This is a genomic window from Flagellimonas lutimaris (genome assembly GCF_051494225.1).
GTDB lineage: Bacteria > Bacteroidota > Bacteroidia > Flavobacteriales > Flavobacteriaceae > Flagellimonas > Flagellimonas lutimaris_A.
The window spans coordinates 131,466-146,943 of sequence record NZ_JBNPYE010000003.1 but is presented as its reverse complement, the minus strand read 5'-3'; the positions used below and the strand labels follow the sequence as shown (position 1 = coordinate 146,943).

Here is a 15,478-nt window from a genome sequence, read left to right as displayed (position 1 = left end):
CCGTACTTTTTTACAAAGTTATCTTTTAAATGGCAGACTTTAGTATTTTTGCCCAGATGAGTCAGAAGGAAACAGAGTCACCAAAAATATCAGTAATTGTAAGCACTTATAATGCCGAAGAGTGGCTAAAAAAAGTGTTATGGGGGTTTAATTGCCAGATTTTCAAAGATTTTGAAGTGGTGATTGCCGATGATGGTTCAGGTCCGAAAACCAAGGAATTGTTGGAAGAGATGTCCAAAAAGATCTTTTACAATATCGTCCATGTTTGGCAGGAAGATGATGGTTTTCAAAAATCAAGAATCCTGAACAAAGCGGTGGAAGCTTGTAATGCGGAATACATTATAATGACGGATGGAGATTGCATTCCACGGGAGGATTTTGTCGAAGTACATTATATCAATAAAGAACCCGGATATTTTATTTCTGGCGGTTACTATATGCTTCCGATGAATATTTCCAAGATGATTACGTTGGAGGATATCAAAAAACAGAATTGTTTCAGTATTCATTGGCTTAAGGAACAGGGTATTCCTAAAACATTTAAGAATAATAAGTTGACTGCAAATGGCATTGTTTCCAAGTTGCTGAATACGTTTACGCCTACCAATGCCAGTTGGAACGGTCACAACTCCTCTGGATGGAAAAAGGATATTTTAAACGTAAATGGTTTTGATGAGAGAATGCAGTATGGCGGTCAGGACCGCGAACTGGGTGAGCGTTTGTTCAATTTTGGTATAAAATCCAAACAATTGCGCTATAGTGCGGTATGTGTGCACTTAGATCATAAAAGAGGGTACAAAACACCAGAATCCATCGCCAAAAATCAGGCGATACGAAAAGAGACAAGATCAAATAAACTAGTGTGGACGCATTACGGCATCACCAAATAGTAGGCGAGCTCGTTTTTCTTTTCCAGTCTTTTCAGTTCTCTAAACCTTTCTAGTACCCCAAGTGCGTTAAGGTAGCAAATGGTCCATCCTTTTTTGCCATCCAAAAATCCTAAACGGATAATGTAGTGATTGAAAAACTTCCAAAAAGGTTTTATGGTCATTAGAAGATAATTGAAGTGCTTTTCTTTATAAAAGTCCTCTTTTGCCTTTAGTTGTCCATATTTGAGCATTTTACTCTTGTAATCCTCGTAGTTTTTGTAGCAGTAGTGGGTTAATTTTTCCTTGAGAATTCCAGATTTTCCTTCAACTACCAAGGTTTCATGCACAATTTTTCTATCTGTAAAGTGGGCTTTACTCTTTCTGAATAGTCTATGGTTCTTATCGGTCTGCCAACCGCTGAAGTTCAGAGGTTCATTTTGGAACATAAACTTTCTGTAAAACCAATAAGCTTCATGGGCATTCGGATTGTTTATGGTATCCATGATTTCTTTTTGAAGACTTTCAGTAACTATTTCGTCCGCATCCAAAAACAATACCCAATCATTGGTTGCTTGTTTAAGTGTGAAAGATTTTTGTGCGGTAAAGTTTTCAAATGGGTTTTGAACCACATTGACTTTTGGGTGGTCCAAAAGATATTCGTAAGTACCATCGGTACTATAAGAATCAACAACGATAATTTCATCGGCAAAAGAAATGGAATCGATACATTTTTCGATGTATCCCATTTCATTGTAGGTGATAATAAGTGCTGATAATTTTTGCCTTGGGGTGCTAAATCCAGCCATAATTTATTGGTGTAGTGTTTTGGTATTTACAAATCTATAACAAAAAAACAGGGTAAAAATTGTTTAAACGTTTCTTTTTCTTACAACAATCAACTATTTAATTTCCCTACCAGTTTTTTGTTAAAATCCAAATTTTCAATATTGATTGATGTATAATTAAGAGGATGAAAAATGAATAGGGTTGCTTCTTTTTTATAAAAAAACAACCCTATCTTAAAAAAAACAGCTTTAGTTGTGGAACAATGACTATCTACACCGCTACATTATGCTCACGTAGTGCATTGTTCAACGAAGTTTTCTTGTCAGTACTTTCTTTTCTCTTACCAATAATCAGAGCACACGGTACTTGATAATCCCCAGCAGGGAATTTTTTGGTGTAGCTACCGGGAATCACAACAGACCTTGCAGGAACTCTTCCTTTCAATTCAACAGGTTCGTCACCGGTAACATCAATAATTTTGGTGGATGCGGTCAAAACCACATTGGCTCCCAAAACTGCTTCTTTCTCAACACGGACTCCTTCTACAACAATACATCTGGAGCCAATAAAGGCATTATCTTCAATAATTACAGGAGCCGCTTGTAAAGGTTCCAATACGCCTCCAATACCAACACCGCCACTTAAGTGGACATTCTTTCCTATCTGTGCGCAACTGCCTACGGTGGCCCAAGTGTCCACCATGGAACCTTCATCAACATAAGCACCAATGTTTACATAACTGGGCATCAAAATGGTTCCTTTGGAAATATAGGCTCCGTGCCTTGCAACCGCATGAGGAACTACGCGAACACCTTTTTCTTTATAGCCTCTTTTTAATGGAATTTTATCGTGATATTCAAAAATACCGGCTTCCAGCACTTCCATTTTTTGGATAGGAAAATAAAGGACTACAGCCTTTTTTACCCATTCGTTGATTTGCCAACCGTCTTCCGTTGGTTCAGCACATCGCAATTCACCTATATCTATTAGATCTATTACTTCACGTATGGCGACTTGAGTTTTTTCATCTTCCAACAACTCTCTATGGTCCCACGCTTTTTCGATTAGCGTCCTTAATCCTGTCATTTTTCTTAAAGTTTTGACAAAGATAAGCCCCATAGCAGAATTATGGTTCCCATTTTTAAGGGCATAACATTTTTAAGGTTATTTTTGCCAAAAAATTATTTTGGCTAGAATTTTAGCTTTGGATTTTGGAAAGGTAAGGACAGGAATAGCAGTTACTGATGAACTTCAGTTGATTGCTTCTGGATTGACCACTATCGAAACCAAGGATTTGCTTGCCTTTTTGGAAGAGTATACCCAAAAGGAATCCGTAGAGCGTTTTGTGGTGGGGCTGCCCAAGCAAATGGACAATACAGCATCCGAGTCAGAAGTTCTTATACAAGGATTTTTAACTAAGTTAAAAGCCAAGTTTCCTTCCATTCCTGTGGAGCGCCAGGACGAGCGATTTACCTCTAAAATGGCATTTCAATCCATGCTGGATAGCGGAATGAAAAAGAAAAAAAGAAAGGACAAGGCCCTAGTTGATGAAATAAGTGCTACGCTAATATTGCAGGCCTACTTAAACAGATTTTGATATATGATTTTACCGATAGTAGCCTACGGAGATCCCGTTTTGCGAAAAAAGGCAAAGGATATTACATCAGAATATCCAAAACTTGATGAGTTGATAACAAACATGTGGGAGACCATGTACAATGCCCACGGTGTTGGTTTGGCCGCTCCACAGGTTGGGCTTCCCATTAGAATGTTTATGGTGGATACAACACCTTTTGCGGATGATGAGGAGTTGAGCAAAGAAGAACGAGAGCAGCTCGATGGTTTTAAAAAAGTATTCATTAATGCGAAGATTGAGGAAGAAAATGGGAAAGAGTGGGACTTTAACGAAGGTTGCCTAAGTATTCCCGATATCCGTGAAGATGTAAAACGTAAGCCCGAAATCACCATCACTTTTTTGGATGAGGATTTCAAGGAACATACCGAGACCTTTGACGGCCTCTTGGCAAGGGTGATTCAGCACGAATATGATCACATAGAAGGAATTTTATTCACCGATAAGCTTTCAACACTAAAGAAACGACTTTTAAAAAGCCGATTGGAGAAGATTTCCAAAGGGAAAATCAGTGTGGATTACAGAATGAGATTTCCTAATATCAAAAAAGGACGTTAAAAAAATCGCTATTTGCGATAAAAACATATTTTTGCGCCCATAAATTACTATTTGAATGGCATTAGACAAGATTTTATCTATTGGAGGTAGACCAGGACTTTACAAATTATTGACCCAGACCAGAGGTGGCTTTGTTGGCGAATCCCTTTTGGATGGCAAACGTGTAACCGTTGGTTTAAGAAGCAATGTCAGCGTGCTGTCCGAAATAGCCATTTACACCTTGGAAGAAGAACTACCTCTAAAAGAAGTGTTTCAAAAAATCAAGGAAAAAGAGGATGGAAAGAAAACATCCATCAGTCATAAGGCCGATAAAATTGAATTGGAAGAGTATTTTTTCGAAGTGCTTCCCAATTATGATGAGGACCGAGTATACACTAGTGACATTAAAAAAATTATACAGTGGTACAACATCCTTCTCGATAACAACATTGTTGATTTTGTTGAAGACGAAAAGGATGCAGAAGAACCTACTGTTTCTGCCTCCGAAGAGGAAGAATAAACACTATTCTTTTTTCCAATCCACCAACTTTGTTGGGTAATAGTTGATTTGCATGGCTTCCAAGTATGGAACCTGTGCGGCCAAGCGTTCTTTGTAATCGTCCCAATTAAGGTGTTTGCTCGGGGACCATCCCAATTCAGCGTATCCAATTATTCGTGGAAAAGCCAAGTATTCCAATTCGGAGCCGTTGCTAATGGTCTCTGACCATAGTGGAGCTTCAATTCCTAAAATGCTTTCTGTTGATATTCCCTCGACATAGGTTTCTGGATCCCATTCGTAGCCCACATCAACTGGAATGTAACCGGCCCAGTGCAATCCATATTCCGAAATGGAATCGTATTGCATATCCAAATACGCCTTTTTTGCCGGGGAAATAATGATCTTCGAACCATTTTCAGCCGCTTTTAAGGCATTTTCTGGCTCGTTCCAAAGTTGTGCAATGGAGTTGGAGCTAATTTCAGCTTGAGCAATTTCGTTCCAACCAATCATTCTTTTACCATGTTTTTGTACGATTTTCTCCACTTTTTCCACAAAAAGGATGTAATCGCTCTTTTTGGTCACGTGGCTTTCATCACCACCAATATGGAAGTATGGTCCAGGCGTTAAAGTGGCAATCTCACCGATAACATCGTCCAAAAAGCTATAAACCGTGTCTTTTTGGGCATCAAAAGAACTGTAACCTACTTTCATGTCGGTTCGTACCCTTGGAGTTTCTGCTCCAGCGTAGTGTAAAAAAGGATAACTTAATGATGCTGCATTGGTGTGTCCCGGCATATCAATTTCAGGAACAATGGTAATATATCTGTCTGCAGCGTATGCTACAATATCCTTATACTGTTCTTGGGTATAAAAACCACCTTCGCCTCCTCCAACTTCGCTGGTACTACCAACCTCGGTAAGTTTAGGCCAAGATTTGATTTCAATTCGCCATCCTTGATCATCGGATAAATGAAGGTGAAGGGTATTGAATTTGTAATAAGCTAAGGCATCAATGTATTTTTTGACCTCGTCAATAGTAAAAAAGTGCCTGGCTACATCCAACATGGAACCGCGGTATCCGAATTTTGGTCCGTCCATAATTTTACCGGATGGAATCACCCACAAGGGATGGTCCGTTAAAGTATCATTGCTGGTCTCGGGAATAAGTTGACGAAGGGTCTGCACCCCTCTGAATGCACCTGCTGCGGTTTTGGCATTCAATAAAATTGAATCTTTTTTAATGTAGAGTTGATAGGATTCCGGCGTTTCCAAGTCCACACTATCCGATTGGTTGATATAAATCAATCGTTCCAATTTATCTTCGGTTGATGCATTTACTGCCACATCTATACCTGTTTTTTTCTTAATACTTTCTGATAGAAACTTACCCACTTTCTCAAACTCTGGGTTGTTTGTCGAGGTGTAAATCGCGGTGCTGGCATCCAGCCCAAAAGCACTGCCAGTGGGAACGGTTTTAATGGGTTTTGGAATCAACGGAGCATTGGCTAGGTCGGTTTTAGGAAAATTGATTTCCTTTTTTTCGGTTTGGCAAGCTGCCATGCAGATAACTGCAACGAACAGCAAAATTGATCTGTAAATCACGTTTGTTTAGTTTTAGTCTATGTAGTTTTTGATGACATCATACCAGATGTCATAACCTTTTGAGTTCATGTGCAGGCCATCTTTAATAAAGATGTCTTGTTTTACCTTTCTTTTGTCTAGCATCGGATACCAAACATCAATAAAATCAATCCCATTTGTGGTGGACGCAAGTCTGTCCAATTTACGGTTTAAACGTCTGTACCTTCCTCTCAATTTCCATCTGGAGATACTTGGTTTGGCAGAAATCAATACAATTTCCATGTTTGGGTTCTCCTGTTGGAGGGTACCAAGGATTTTTTGGGCCCTTTTCACTATATTTTTTGGTTTCTTTTTGGCAAAAATATCGTTATCCCCTTCATAAATAAAGACTTTTACGGGCTTGTAGTTTAGAATCAACTCATCTAAATAGTGCTCCAAATCGGAAAACTGTGAACCACCAAAGCCTGTGTTCAGTACCTGCTGTTGAGGAAAACGCTCTTGTACATCGTTCCAAAACCGAATACTGGAACTTCCTGTAAATACGATGGTTTCTTTGGAACTGTCCCAAAGGGAGTCATTTCGTTGTTGTACTTGTTTGACCTCCTTATCAAATGGTAATTGTGCATGGACATTAATGGTGATTGCAAAAAATAGTACGAATATATATCGCATTCTGTTGGTTTAGTTTTTAATAAAGCTGTCATGGAGTCCTTGCTGTGAGTTGGTCCCGACCATAATATCAAACTCACCAGGTTCCACGACAAACTCATAATTATGGTTATAAAATCCTAATTCTTTATCAGTAAGGGTAAAAATAACTTTTTTAGAATTATTTGGAGCCAAGCTTATTTTTTGAAAACCTTTTAACTCCTTAACGGGTCGGGTGATACTAGCTACTTTATCGTGGATGTAAAGTTGTACAACTTCCTCCCCTTTAATTTTCCCAGTATTGGTGACCGTGACGGAAACTTCAATGTTTTTTTGGTCTGAAGCGTCAATTTTTAAGTTAGAATAGTCAAAACTGGTGTAACTCAAACCATAGCCAAAAGGGTAAAGCGGTTCATTTTTTTCATCACTATAATGAGACCAAAATACTGTCGGTTGTGCACCGGGTCTTCCGGTACTGTAATGATTATAATAAATAGGAACCTGCCCAACACTTCGGGGGAAGGTCATGGGTAATTTTCCACTTGGATTATATTCCCCGAAAACCACTTCAGCAATGGCATTTCCTGTTTGAGTGCCCAATTGCCATGTTTCCAAAATAGCAGGGATGTTTTCGGCTTCCCAAGGTATGGTCAAGGGTCGGCCGTTCATTAGAATCAAAACTACATTTTTATTTACTTTATAAACTTCTTTCAATAATTGGGATTGAAGACCTGGGAGGTCTAATTCTGTCCTACTTCGTCCTTCACCACTTTGAAACCCATGTTCTCCCAACACCATGATTACCATTTCTGATTCTTTAGCCAATGCTACAGCTTCTTTTATGCCCTCCGTGTCAGTTTCGTTGACGGTTACTTCGGTTATAAAATTTGCATCACTATTAAATACTTTTGGTCCCTTGGCGTAGCTTATGTTTTTGGTATATTTTTTCAATCCTTCTAAAACTGATACAGCCGTGTTGTTGTCGGAACCTATTCTCCAACTTCCTAAAGGACTGTTGTCATCATTGGCCAATTCACCAATAACGGCTATCTTTTTCTGATCTTTTTTGATGGGGAGCAGGTTCCCTTCATTTTTTAGGAGTACAATGGATTTTTTTGCCATATCCAATACTCCAGCTTGATGCTCTTCGTGGTACAACCTTTCTTTTTGTCTTGTATCATCACAATAACGATACGGGTCGTCAAAAAGCCCTAGTTCAAACTTTACCTTTAGTATTCTCCGAACAGCATCATCAACTGTATTCTCACTGACTTTTCCTTCTTTCACGTTATTGACCAAATGGGTAACGTATGCCGAAGCTTCCATATCCATATCGGAACCCGCATTGGCAGCAAGTTCAGCGGCATGCTTTAGATTTTTGGCATGTCCGTGGGGAACTAACTCCATAATGGAGGCCCAATCTGAAATCACAAAACCGTCAAACCCCCATTTTTCCTTTAAAATGTCGTGCTGAAGAAAACTACTTGCGGTTACTGGAACCCCATTCAAAATATTAAATCCGTTCATTACGGTTTTCACGTCGGCATCAACCGCCGCATGGAATGGAGGGAGTACTACGTTATATAGTGTCGATGTTCCTATATCTGCCGTATTGTAATCACGGCCTGCTTCGGCAAAACCATAGGCGGCAAAATGTTTTGCACAAGCAGCAATGGTGTTGGGTTGTGATAAATCGTTTCCTTGAAACCCTTTTACGCGTGCCCTGGCAATTTTAGAGCCAAGAAAGGTGTCCTCTCCGGCACCTTCCATCACCCGTCCCCAACGAGCATCACGGGAAATATCCACCATGGGTGCAAATGTCCAGTTCAGGCCAACCGCAGCGGCTTCGTCAGCAGCAATCTTTGCCGAATTTTCTATGGCTTCCATATCCCAACTGGCAGCTTCGGCCAAAGGTATTGGTGCCAATGTTTTAAATCCGTGGATAACATCGAATCCAAAAATCAAAGGAATGCCCAATCGAGATTCTTCCACAACTAATTTTTGCAATTTTCGTACCTCCTCGGTTCCGGTCACATTAAGCATGGAGCCAACCCATCCTTTTTTTAAATGTTCATATTTTGTAGCTGCATTGCCTTTTTCAGGAGCAGGTCCGGTCACATCCCAAAAGCCATTGTATTGGTTCATTTGGCCTACTTTTTCTTCCAGGGTCATCAAGGATAAAAGAGAATCTACCTTTTGGTCAATGGTTGTATTTTGGGCCATAATCAAGCTATTGGACAGTAAAAAAATGAAGAGTAGAATCGGTGAAAAGCGTTGTTTAGTTTTCATATTGTGGTAAGTGTTAAAAAGCTGATCTGTAGACCTATAAAAATAAGCTAAAATTCTATGATGCCCTAATGTGAGGACTTCGTATTTTTGGTCAAAATTCAAAAAAATGAACACGAGATCGGAACAGTTGGCTGCCTTTGACCGCCTTTTGACCATAATGGACGAATTACGTGAGCAATGTCCGTGGGACAGAAAGCAAACTATGGAGACGCTACGTCATTTGACCATTGAAGAAACTTACGAATTAGGGGATGCCATTCTGGACAACGATCTTGAGGAAGTAAAAAAGGAATTGGGCGATATTTTGTTGCACATTGTTTTTTATGCTAAAATTGGTTCCGAAACCCAAGATTTTGATATTGCCGATGTAGCTAACGGTATTTGTGAAAAATTAATCAACAGACATCCGCATATTTATGGCGATGTGAAAGTAGAAAACGAGGAGGAGGTAAAACAGAATTGGGAAAACATCAAACTAAAGGAAGGCAAAAAGAGTGTGCTGGAAGGAGTGCCCAATGGATTGCCATCTTTGGTCAAGGCCAACCGAATCCAAGATAAAGTATCTGGTGTTGGTTTTGATTGGGAAAGGCCAGAGCAGGTTTTTGAAAAGCTGAAGGAAGAGCTGGGTGAGCTTCAAGAAGAGGTGGAAGCCAATAATGCCGATAAAATGGAATCTGAATTTGGAGATGTCCTTTTTTCTATGGTAAACTATGCCCGTTTTTTGAAAATCAATCCAGAAAATGCATTGGAGCGGACCAATAAAAAATTCATTAAACGATTTCAATATTTGGAGGAAAAGGCCAAAGAAGCTGGAAAATCTATTAAAGACATGACCTTGGCCGAAATGGACGTGTTCTGGGAAGAGGCGAAGCAACTTTAAAATTTATTTCTAAGCTAACGTAGGGAGGAACAATAATTGTCGTCAATCTAGTTATATTTGCCATCCTTTTTAAGTATCCATTGTGTTTCAGAACTATACCAAAGAGTTTGCCTATAACCTAAAGCTGTCCTATCCCGTTATTTTGGGAATGTTGGGGCATACATTTGTGGCCTTTGCGGACAATATTATGGTGGGGCAATTGGGTACTGCGGAGTTGGCCGCTGTTTCTCTGGGGAACAGTTTTGTCTTTATCGCGATGTCGCTTGGAATTGGTTTTTCCACAGCCATTACACCTTTAGTGGCCGAAGCCGATGGGGCAAAGGACCAAGCAGCTGGTAAAAGCGCCCTAAAACATGGTTTGGTACTTTGTACCATGTTGGGATTGTCTCTTTTCGGACTCATTTTGTTGTCAAAGCCATTGATGCACCATATGAAACAGCCTCCCGAAGTAGTGGAACTCGCTTTGCCCTATTTGGATTTGGTAGCTTTCTCGTTGGTCCCCTTGATTATTTTCCAGGCTTTTAAACAATTTTCAGAAGGTCTTTCCCAGACCAAATATCCCATGTATGCCACTATTCTGGCCAACGTTGTGAATGTGACACTTAACTATTTATTGATTTTTGGTTCTTTCGGGTTTCCCAAAATGGGGATTGTTGGGGCAGCGGTCGGCACCTTGGCATCACGAGTAATTATGGTTGCCTTTATTTGGTATGTGCTTAAACGGAAGAAGAAGTTTGAATCCTACGTGACCAACTTCAATTTTAGAAATATTGAGAAGAAAGTGATGAACAAAATCATCAGTTTGGGGTTTCCATCCGCTTTGCAGATGTTTTTTGAAGTGGCCATTTTTACGGGAGCTATCTGGCTGAGTGGCGTACTGGGCAAAAATGCGCAAGCGGCCAATCAAATTGCATTGAACCTAAGTAGTATGACCTTTATGGTGGGTATGGGACTAAGTGTTGCAGCCATGGTTCGGGTGGGAAACCAAAAAGGGCTTCGCAATCATAAAGAATTGAAGCGTATCGCCGAATCCATTTTTTTCCTGACATTTATTTTGGAAGTGATTTTCGCAGCAATTTTCCTACTGGGGAGGCATTGGTTCCCGACTATTTATTTAGATGTAGACGATATCGTCAACCAAGCCGATAACACCGAAGTAATTATTATTGCAGCTAAACTACTGTTGGTTGCCGCCTTTTTTCAGATTTCTGATGGGCTTCAGGTGGTGGTTTTGGGAGCCCTACGTGGTTTGCAGGATGTGAAGATACCTACGCTCATCACTTTTGTAGCCTATTGGTTGATAGGTTTTCCCATAAGTTATTATTTGGGGCTTCACACAAGTTTTGAGAGCACGGGTATTTGGATAGGATTGTTATCAGGACTTACCGCATCGGCTGTAATGTTGTATCTTCGATTTAACTTTTTGACCAAGAAATTGATTACAGAATAAGATGATTTCCACAATGGAATCTAAATATGAACACATGGAACTACCTAAATTTTTATTGGCTGACAACACAGATCATCCCGAGGCCATTTTTATCGTCCATACCGAATACCCACGCTTTATTATCAATCTGGAAAATGACGAAGTGGAATGGATGGAAGAATTCTCCAAACAAGATGAGGAAGACTTAATGGACGAAACCGAAAGCTTGATTGAAGCTGCCACTGCTTTTTATGATCGGGAAGTCTCCAGATACGACGATTAATGCTCGAACAGTTGTTGCAATACGATAAAGAGCTGTTTTTGTTCCTTAACGGATTGGGAACCGAAACTTGGGACGGTTTCTGGATGTTTATGACGACCACCAGGAATTCTGCACCACTTTATTTCTTTTTACTTTATGTGTCCTACAGAACTTTTGGGTGGAAGGGAACAGGTATAATTTTAGTGTCCATTGCTTTGTTGATTACCTGCACCGATCAATTGTCCAATTTTTTTAAATATGGCATAGGTCGACTCCGACCTTGCCACGAACCCGAAGTAAGTAGCGTAATGCGACTTGTGAAAAGTTATTGCGGAGGACAATTCGGATATTTTTCCGCCCACGCGGCCAATTCTTTTGGACCAGCGATTTTCTTTACTGTGATGTTCAAGAATAAAGTGAAGTACATTTCTTGGGTATTGTTGCTTTGGGCGTGCATTGTCGCCTACAGTCGAATTTATATTGGTGTACACTATCCGTTGGATGTGGTAACGGGCGCCTTGGTAGGTTCTATTTTCGGATGGTTGTGGGCCAAGTTGGCTATATTTGCTTTCCAAAAAACAGGGGTATGATCTCAACGGCCAGATACTGGTTTTATATTGCACTAATTGTATTGGTCTATATCATTGGGATGTTCGTGACCTTGTTCGAGAACGATTCGGCCCAATTTGCTGTAATGGCCATGCGAATGGTTCAGGAAAACGATTTTTTGAGCCTCTTCAAAGGTCCTGAAGAGTACCTGGACAAACCACATATGCATTACTGGTTGGCCGCACTTTCCTATAAGATATTTGGAATTCACGATTGGGCGTACCGAATTCCTGGTATTTTGTCCACTTTGTTAGGGGCTTATAGTTGCTTTGGTCTAGGAAAATTGCTTTATAACAAGGATGTAGGGCGGTTTGCCTCATTGATTTTTATGACGGCCCAAACTATGGTCTTGGCCAACATCGATGTTCGTACCGATGCGGTTCTGACGGGATTTACGATATTTTCTATCTGGCAATTGGCAACCTATATTGAGAAAAATACTTTAAAAAGTATCGCTATGGGTGCCTTTGGGGCGGGAATTGCCTTTTCCACCAAAGGTCAGATTGCCTTAGTTGTGATTGGGGTTTCGATACTTTGCCATTTGGCCTATACCCGAAAGTGGCAACAATTGCTAAATTGGAGGGTGTTGGCAGCAATTTTGGTTTTCGGGTTGACTATATCCCCCATGTTATATGCCTATTATCATCAATTTGATTTGCATCCTGAAAAAGTGATTCGCGGGAAGGATAACCGAAGCGGAATCTTCTTTATTTTTTGGGAACAGAGCTTTGAGCGGATGAGTGGCGAGGGCGTAGGAAAGAACAGTAGTGATTTTTTCTTTTTCTTTCACACCTTTCTATGGGTGTTCTTGCCGTGGACGGTGCTCGCATTAATTGGTTATTGGACCAAAATAAAAGCCTTTTGGAAAACAAAATTTGCATACAAGCCCAATTTGGAGTTTTTAACGGTGGGCGGTATTTCCATTTTGTTCCTGCTCGTCAGTTTTGCGCAATTTAAACTGCCGCATTACATGAATGTTCTTATGCCATTGTATGCCATTCTATCAGCAGCATTCTTATATATTTTGGGTCAACAGAAAAAATTAAAGATGGCCAAAGTGATTCTGGGCATCCAATATTTTATATTGGGTCTGGTGGTGGTCTTCACTTTATTGGTGAGTTTTTATGTTTTTAAACTGGAGCATTGGTACAGTTATTTGTTTTTGTTGATTGCATTGGCAATGATGGCTTATTTCATTATAATAAAGGAAACAGCATATGTCAAAATTGTAACTGTTGCCATTTTTAGCTCTTTGCTGTTGAACGGCCTGATGAATGCCCAGTTTTATCCAAAACTGCTCGAATACCAAGGTGGTTCCACAATGGCAAAAAAGGTGAAGGCGGAAAATATACCGGTGGATGAAATTTATAAGATATCCGAAAGGCATACGTGGGCTTTGGATTTCTACAATCAAAATCCCGTAAATATTGTTTCAGCATCCGAATTGAAGAAGATGAAAGATGTTTGGGTCTACGCTACAGACAAAGAATTGGAGCAATTAGAGAAAAAAGGAATTGCTTGGGATTATCAAATTACTGTGGACCAATTCCGGATTACCCGATTACAGATTAAATTCTTGAACCCCGACACGCGAGCAGAAAAATTGAACAAAATGCATTTGGTGCATTTGAACTAATCCACCGATTCCAGTTTTGGCTTTTTAAAGTGATAAATCACGCCAAAAAGTGAGGTGAGCGCTGTAATTAAAAAGAAGGTGAAGCTGATACCGATAGAAGTACCGGAATCCAATCCCAACCACTCGGCACCATATAAAAAAGTGACTTCTCGACTCCCAATGCCACCAATCGTCAATGGGATTACCGAGACAATCGAAGAAACTAAAAACACAAAGAGGTAATCGATAGTATCCAAATTAACGGACAAAGAATTCAAAATACATAAAACGCTGACTAATTGTGCCAATTGCACCAAAGCCGAAAACCCCACGGATTTCCAAAATACAGGTAGGGTAGTGGTGAAAAATATTTTGTTCACAAACCAAAAAGCGATTACACTCAAGGGGATTGCCGCAATTATCAGCCAATAAAAGCTTTTGAAAAACTCATTTTTGGACAAGATGGCAAGCACACAAGCATATACAAAAAGTAACAACATCCCGCTTAATCGGTCCAGGAGTAAGCTGGAGACTACTTTCTTGGTGCCTGGTTGATATTCTTTTTGGATGACGTAGCCTTTGTACGCATCACCGCCAATGCCTCCAGGTAAAAAGAGGTTGTAGAACATTCCCAACAGGTAAAGTTTTAAATTGCTCAACTGGGAAACCTTTGCTCCGATTTGATGAAAATATAAGTTCGTTCGAAACGCAGATATAACTTTGGACAGCACAAAAAATAGCAGTGCCAAGAGTAAAAATAGAGGGTCACTCTTTTTTAGGGTCTGGAGTACATCTTTGAACTCTATTTTGGTAAAAATAAAGTAAATCAGGACCGCACTAACGATGATTTTTAGGGCTGTTATGAGCTTTTTACGCAGCTTTTCCGTCACCTATGGATATTTTTTTGATGCGATACGGTCTTTTTTGTTGCGATTCGTAGTAGGTGCGAATCAAAAGTTCCATTACAATTCCAATAGTAAATAATTGGATTCCCCCTAAAATAAACATCATCCCAAACATGAGAAGTGGTCTGGTGCCAATATCTTGGTCAAACCCAAGCTTTACGATCAACAAATAGATATTGATAAAAACACCTAGGATAATCAACAATACCCCAAAAATCCCGAAGAGGTGAATGGGACGTTGGAAATATTTTCGAACGAAAAGTAACAACATCATATCGGCAATCACCTTAAAAACCCGTTCCAATCCGTATTTGGAAACACCAGAATGTCTTGCATGGTGTTTTACGGGGACTTGTTTTATCTGTGCACCTTCCAAATGAGCTAATAGGGTTATAAAACGGTGCTGTTCACCATATAGGTTAAGACTTTTTGCAATATCCTTGGTGAAGACTTTAAGTGCACAACCATTGTCTTTAATATCCAACTTGGTTACTCTGCGTACCAAAAAGTTGGCAATCTTGGATGGTATTTTTTTAACCAAGGAGTCTTTTCTTTTCTGACGGATACCCGTTACCAAATCATATTCTTCATTAACTGCATATTCCAACATTTGTGGTATATCGGAAGGGTCGTTCTGAAGGTCGCCATCCATGGTGATGATATACTCTCCCTCCGCATAATCAATCCCAGCGGCCAAGGCCAAACTCTGGCCGTAGTTCTTTTTCAGTTCAATGAGATGGACTTTTTTATCGTCCATTTCCTTGACCTTGATGCGGGTTTTGTCCGTGGAAAAATCATCCACATACACAATTTGATAGTTATAACCCTCAAGGCTTTCATTGATTTTTTGTGTCAAAAGAACCACGTTGTCCTCTTCATTGTACAAAGGAACCACTATGGATAAAAGGGAATCGGTGACGGTGCTCATTCAGTATA

General features: G+C 39.9%; 16 protein-coding genes. 9 read left to right on the top strand and 7 right to left on the bottom strand.

Features of this window, described 5'->3' with window-relative positions:
• Window positions 1–29: 29 nt before the first annotated feature.
• Window positions 30–890: a glycosyltransferase family 2 protein gene (locus tag ACQQ5U_RS08935; protein ID WP_437396860.1), complete on the top strand. Its 861-nt coding sequence runs from the start codon at window positions 30–32 to the stop codon at window positions 888–890.
• Here the strand turns inward: ACQQ5U_RS08935 and ACQQ5U_RS08930 are convergent.
• Both ACQQ5U_RS08930 and ACQQ5U_RS08925 read right to left on the bottom strand, forming a co-directional pair.
• On the bottom strand, window positions 872–1,675 hold the full coding sequence (locus tag ACQQ5U_RS08930; protein ID WP_437396858.1) for a glycosyltransferase family 2 protein: 804 nt from the start codon (window positions 1,673–1,675) through the stop codon (window positions 872–874). The genes ACQQ5U_RS08935 and ACQQ5U_RS08930 overlap by 19 nt on opposite strands.
• A gap of 250 nt (window positions 1,676–1,925) precedes the next feature.
• On the bottom strand, window positions 1,926–2,741 hold the full coding sequence (locus ACQQ5U_RS08925; RefSeq protein ID WP_437396856.1) for a 2,3,4,5-tetrahydropyridine-2,6-dicarboxylate N-succinyltransferase: 816 nt from the start codon (window positions 2,739–2,741) through the stop codon (window positions 1,926–1,928).
• Window positions 2,742–2,841: 100 nt separating this feature from the next.
• On the opposite strand from ACQQ5U_RS08925, the gene ruvX reads away from it, so the two are divergent.
• The 3 genes from ruvX to ACQQ5U_RS08910 are packed head-to-tail and all read left to right on the top strand — an operon-like array spanning window position 2,842 to window position 4,345.
• A complete protein-coding gene (ruvX, locus tag ACQQ5U_RS08920) occupies window positions 2,842–3,252 on the top strand; it encodes a Holliday junction resolvase RuvX (RefSeq protein WP_437396855.1) in 411 nt (136 codons plus the stop codon).
• Window positions 3,253–3,255: 3 nt separating this feature from the next.
• Window positions 3,256–3,846: a peptide deformylase gene (def, locus tag ACQQ5U_RS08915; protein WP_437396854.1), complete on the top strand. Its 591-nt coding sequence runs from the start codon at window positions 3,256–3,258 to the stop codon at window positions 3,844–3,846.
• A gap of 55 nt (window positions 3,847–3,901) precedes the next feature.
• On the top strand, window positions 3,902–4,345 hold the full coding sequence (locus tag ACQQ5U_RS08910; protein WP_437396852.1) for a DUF5606 family protein: 444 nt from the start codon (window positions 3,902–3,904) through the stop codon (window positions 4,343–4,345).
• 3 nt (window positions 4,346–4,348) lie between these two features.
• Here the strand turns inward: ACQQ5U_RS08910 and ACQQ5U_RS08905 are convergent, their stop codons facing one another.
• Genes ACQQ5U_RS08905 through bglX form a run of 3 tightly spaced genes read right to left on the bottom strand, consistent with a single transcriptional unit; the run spans window position 4,349 to window position 8,776 of the window.
• Complete coding sequence (locus tag ACQQ5U_RS08905; RefSeq protein ID WP_437397176.1) at window positions 4,349–5,884, bottom strand: family 20 glycosylhydrolase; 1,536 nt, start codon at window positions 5,882–5,884, stop codon at window positions 4,349–4,351.
• Window positions 5,885–5,938: 54 nt separating this feature from the next.
• Complete coding sequence (locus ACQQ5U_RS08900; RefSeq protein WP_437396851.1) at window positions 5,939–6,577, bottom strand: GDSL-type esterase/lipase family protein; 639 nt, start codon at window positions 6,575–6,577, stop codon at window positions 5,939–5,941.
• Window positions 6,578–6,586: 9 nt separating this feature from the next.
• Complete coding sequence (gene bglX, locus ACQQ5U_RS08895) at window positions 6,587–8,776, bottom strand: beta-glucosidase BglX (RefSeq protein WP_437396849.1); 2,190 nt, start codon at window positions 8,774–8,776, stop codon at window positions 6,587–6,589.
• A 172-nt stretch (window positions 8,777–8,948) separates the two neighbouring features.
• Between bglX and mazG the strand changes: the two genes are divergently transcribed.
• The 5 genes from mazG to ACQQ5U_RS08870 all read left to right on the top strand — a co-directional run bounded on the left by mazG (window position 8,949) and on the right by ACQQ5U_RS08870 (window position 13,658).
• Window positions 8,949–9,722 (top strand): nucleoside triphosphate pyrophosphohydrolase, encoded by a 774-nt coding sequence (gene mazG / locus ACQQ5U_RS08890; protein WP_437396847.1) that lies wholly within the window; start codon window positions 8,949–8,951, stop codon window positions 9,720–9,722.
• 82 nt (window positions 9,723–9,804) lie between these two features.
• A complete protein-coding gene (locus tag ACQQ5U_RS08885) occupies window positions 9,805–11,172 on the top strand; it encodes an MATE family efflux transporter (RefSeq protein WP_437396845.1) in 1,368 nt (455 codons plus the stop codon).
• A 34-nt stretch (window positions 11,173–11,206) separates the two neighbouring features.
• Window positions 11,207–11,434, top strand: coding sequence for a hypothetical protein (locus ACQQ5U_RS08880; RefSeq protein ID WP_414460601.1), 228 nt, complete (start codon window positions 11,207–11,209; stop codon window positions 11,432–11,434).
• Window positions 11,434–12,003, top strand: coding sequence for a phosphatase PAP2 family protein (locus tag ACQQ5U_RS08875; RefSeq protein WP_437396843.1), 570 nt, complete (start codon window positions 11,434–11,436; stop codon window positions 12,001–12,003). The genes ACQQ5U_RS08880 and ACQQ5U_RS08875 overlap by 1 nt, the downstream gene beginning before the upstream one ends.
• Window positions 12,000–13,658 (top strand): ArnT family glycosyltransferase, encoded by a 1,659-nt coding sequence (locus ACQQ5U_RS08870; protein ID WP_437396842.1) that lies wholly within the window; start codon window positions 12,000–12,002, stop codon window positions 13,656–13,658. Before ACQQ5U_RS08875 ends, ACQQ5U_RS08870 begins: the two co-directional genes overlap by 4 nt.
• Here ACQQ5U_RS08870 and ACQQ5U_RS08865 read toward each other — a convergent pair.
• Both ACQQ5U_RS08865 and ACQQ5U_RS08860 read right to left on the bottom strand, forming a co-directional pair.
• Window positions 13,655–14,527 carry a lysylphosphatidylglycerol synthase transmembrane domain-containing protein gene (locus ACQQ5U_RS08865; protein WP_437396841.1) on the bottom strand — a complete coding sequence of 291 codons (873 nt, stop codon included), beginning with the start codon at window positions 14,525–14,527 and terminating at the stop codon, window positions 13,655–13,657. The genes ACQQ5U_RS08870 and ACQQ5U_RS08865 overlap by 4 nt on opposite strands.
• Complete coding sequence (locus ACQQ5U_RS08860) at window positions 14,508–15,470, bottom strand: glycosyltransferase family 2 protein (RefSeq protein ID WP_437396840.1); 963 nt, start codon at window positions 15,468–15,470, stop codon at window positions 14,508–14,510. The genes ACQQ5U_RS08865 and ACQQ5U_RS08860 overlap by 20 nt, the downstream gene beginning before the upstream one ends.
• Between the last annotated feature and the right edge of the window lie 8 nt (window positions 15,471–15,478).

Bases quoted from the DNA above. Each gene is read 5' to 3' on its own strand.
- ACQQ5U_RS08935 (WP_437396860.1), top strand. From the start codon at position 30: ATGGCAGACTTTAGTATTTTTGCCCAGATGAGTCAGAAGGAAACAGAG.
- ACQQ5U_RS08930 (WP_437396858.1), bottom strand. From the start codon at position 1,675: ATGGCTGGATTTAGCACCCCAAGGCAAAAATTATCAGCACTTATTATC.
- ACQQ5U_RS08925 (WP_437396856.1), bottom strand. From the start codon at position 2,741: ATGACAGGATTAAGGACGCTAATCGAAAAAGCGTGGGACCATAGAGAG.
- def (WP_437396854.1), top strand. From the start codon at position 3,256: ATGATTTTACCGATAGTAGCCTACGGAGATCCCGTTTTGCGAAAAAAG.
- ACQQ5U_RS08910 (WP_437396852.1), top strand. From the start codon at position 3,902: ATGGCATTAGACAAGATTTTATCTATTGGAGGTAGACCAGGACTTTAC.
- ACQQ5U_RS08905 (WP_437397176.1), bottom strand. From the start codon at position 5,884: ATGGCAGCTTGCCAAACCGAAAAAAAGGAAATCAATTTTCCTAAAACC.
- ACQQ5U_RS08900 (WP_437396851.1), bottom strand. From the start codon at position 6,577: ATGCGATATATATTCGTACTATTTTTTGCAATCACCATTAATGTCCAT.
- bglX (WP_437396849.1), bottom strand. From the start codon at position 8,776: ATGGCCCAAAATACAACCATTGACCAAAAGGTAGATTCTCTTTTATCC.
- mazG (WP_437396847.1), top strand. From the start codon at position 8,949: ATGAACACGAGATCGGAACAGTTGGCTGCCTTTGACCGCCTTTTGACC.
- ACQQ5U_RS08880 (WP_414460601.1), top strand. From the start codon at position 11,207: ATGGAACTACCTAAATTTTTATTGGCTGACAACACAGATCATCCCGAG.
- ACQQ5U_RS08875 (WP_437396843.1), top strand. From the start codon at position 11,434: ATGCTCGAACAGTTGTTGCAATACGATAAAGAGCTGTTTTTGTTCCTT.
- ACQQ5U_RS08870 (WP_437396842.1), top strand. From the start codon at position 12,000: ATGATCTCAACGGCCAGATACTGGTTTTATATTGCACTAATTGTATTG.
- ACQQ5U_RS08860 (WP_437396840.1), bottom strand. From the start codon at position 15,470: ATGAGCACCGTCACCGATTCCCTTTTATCCATAGTGGTTCCTTTGTAC.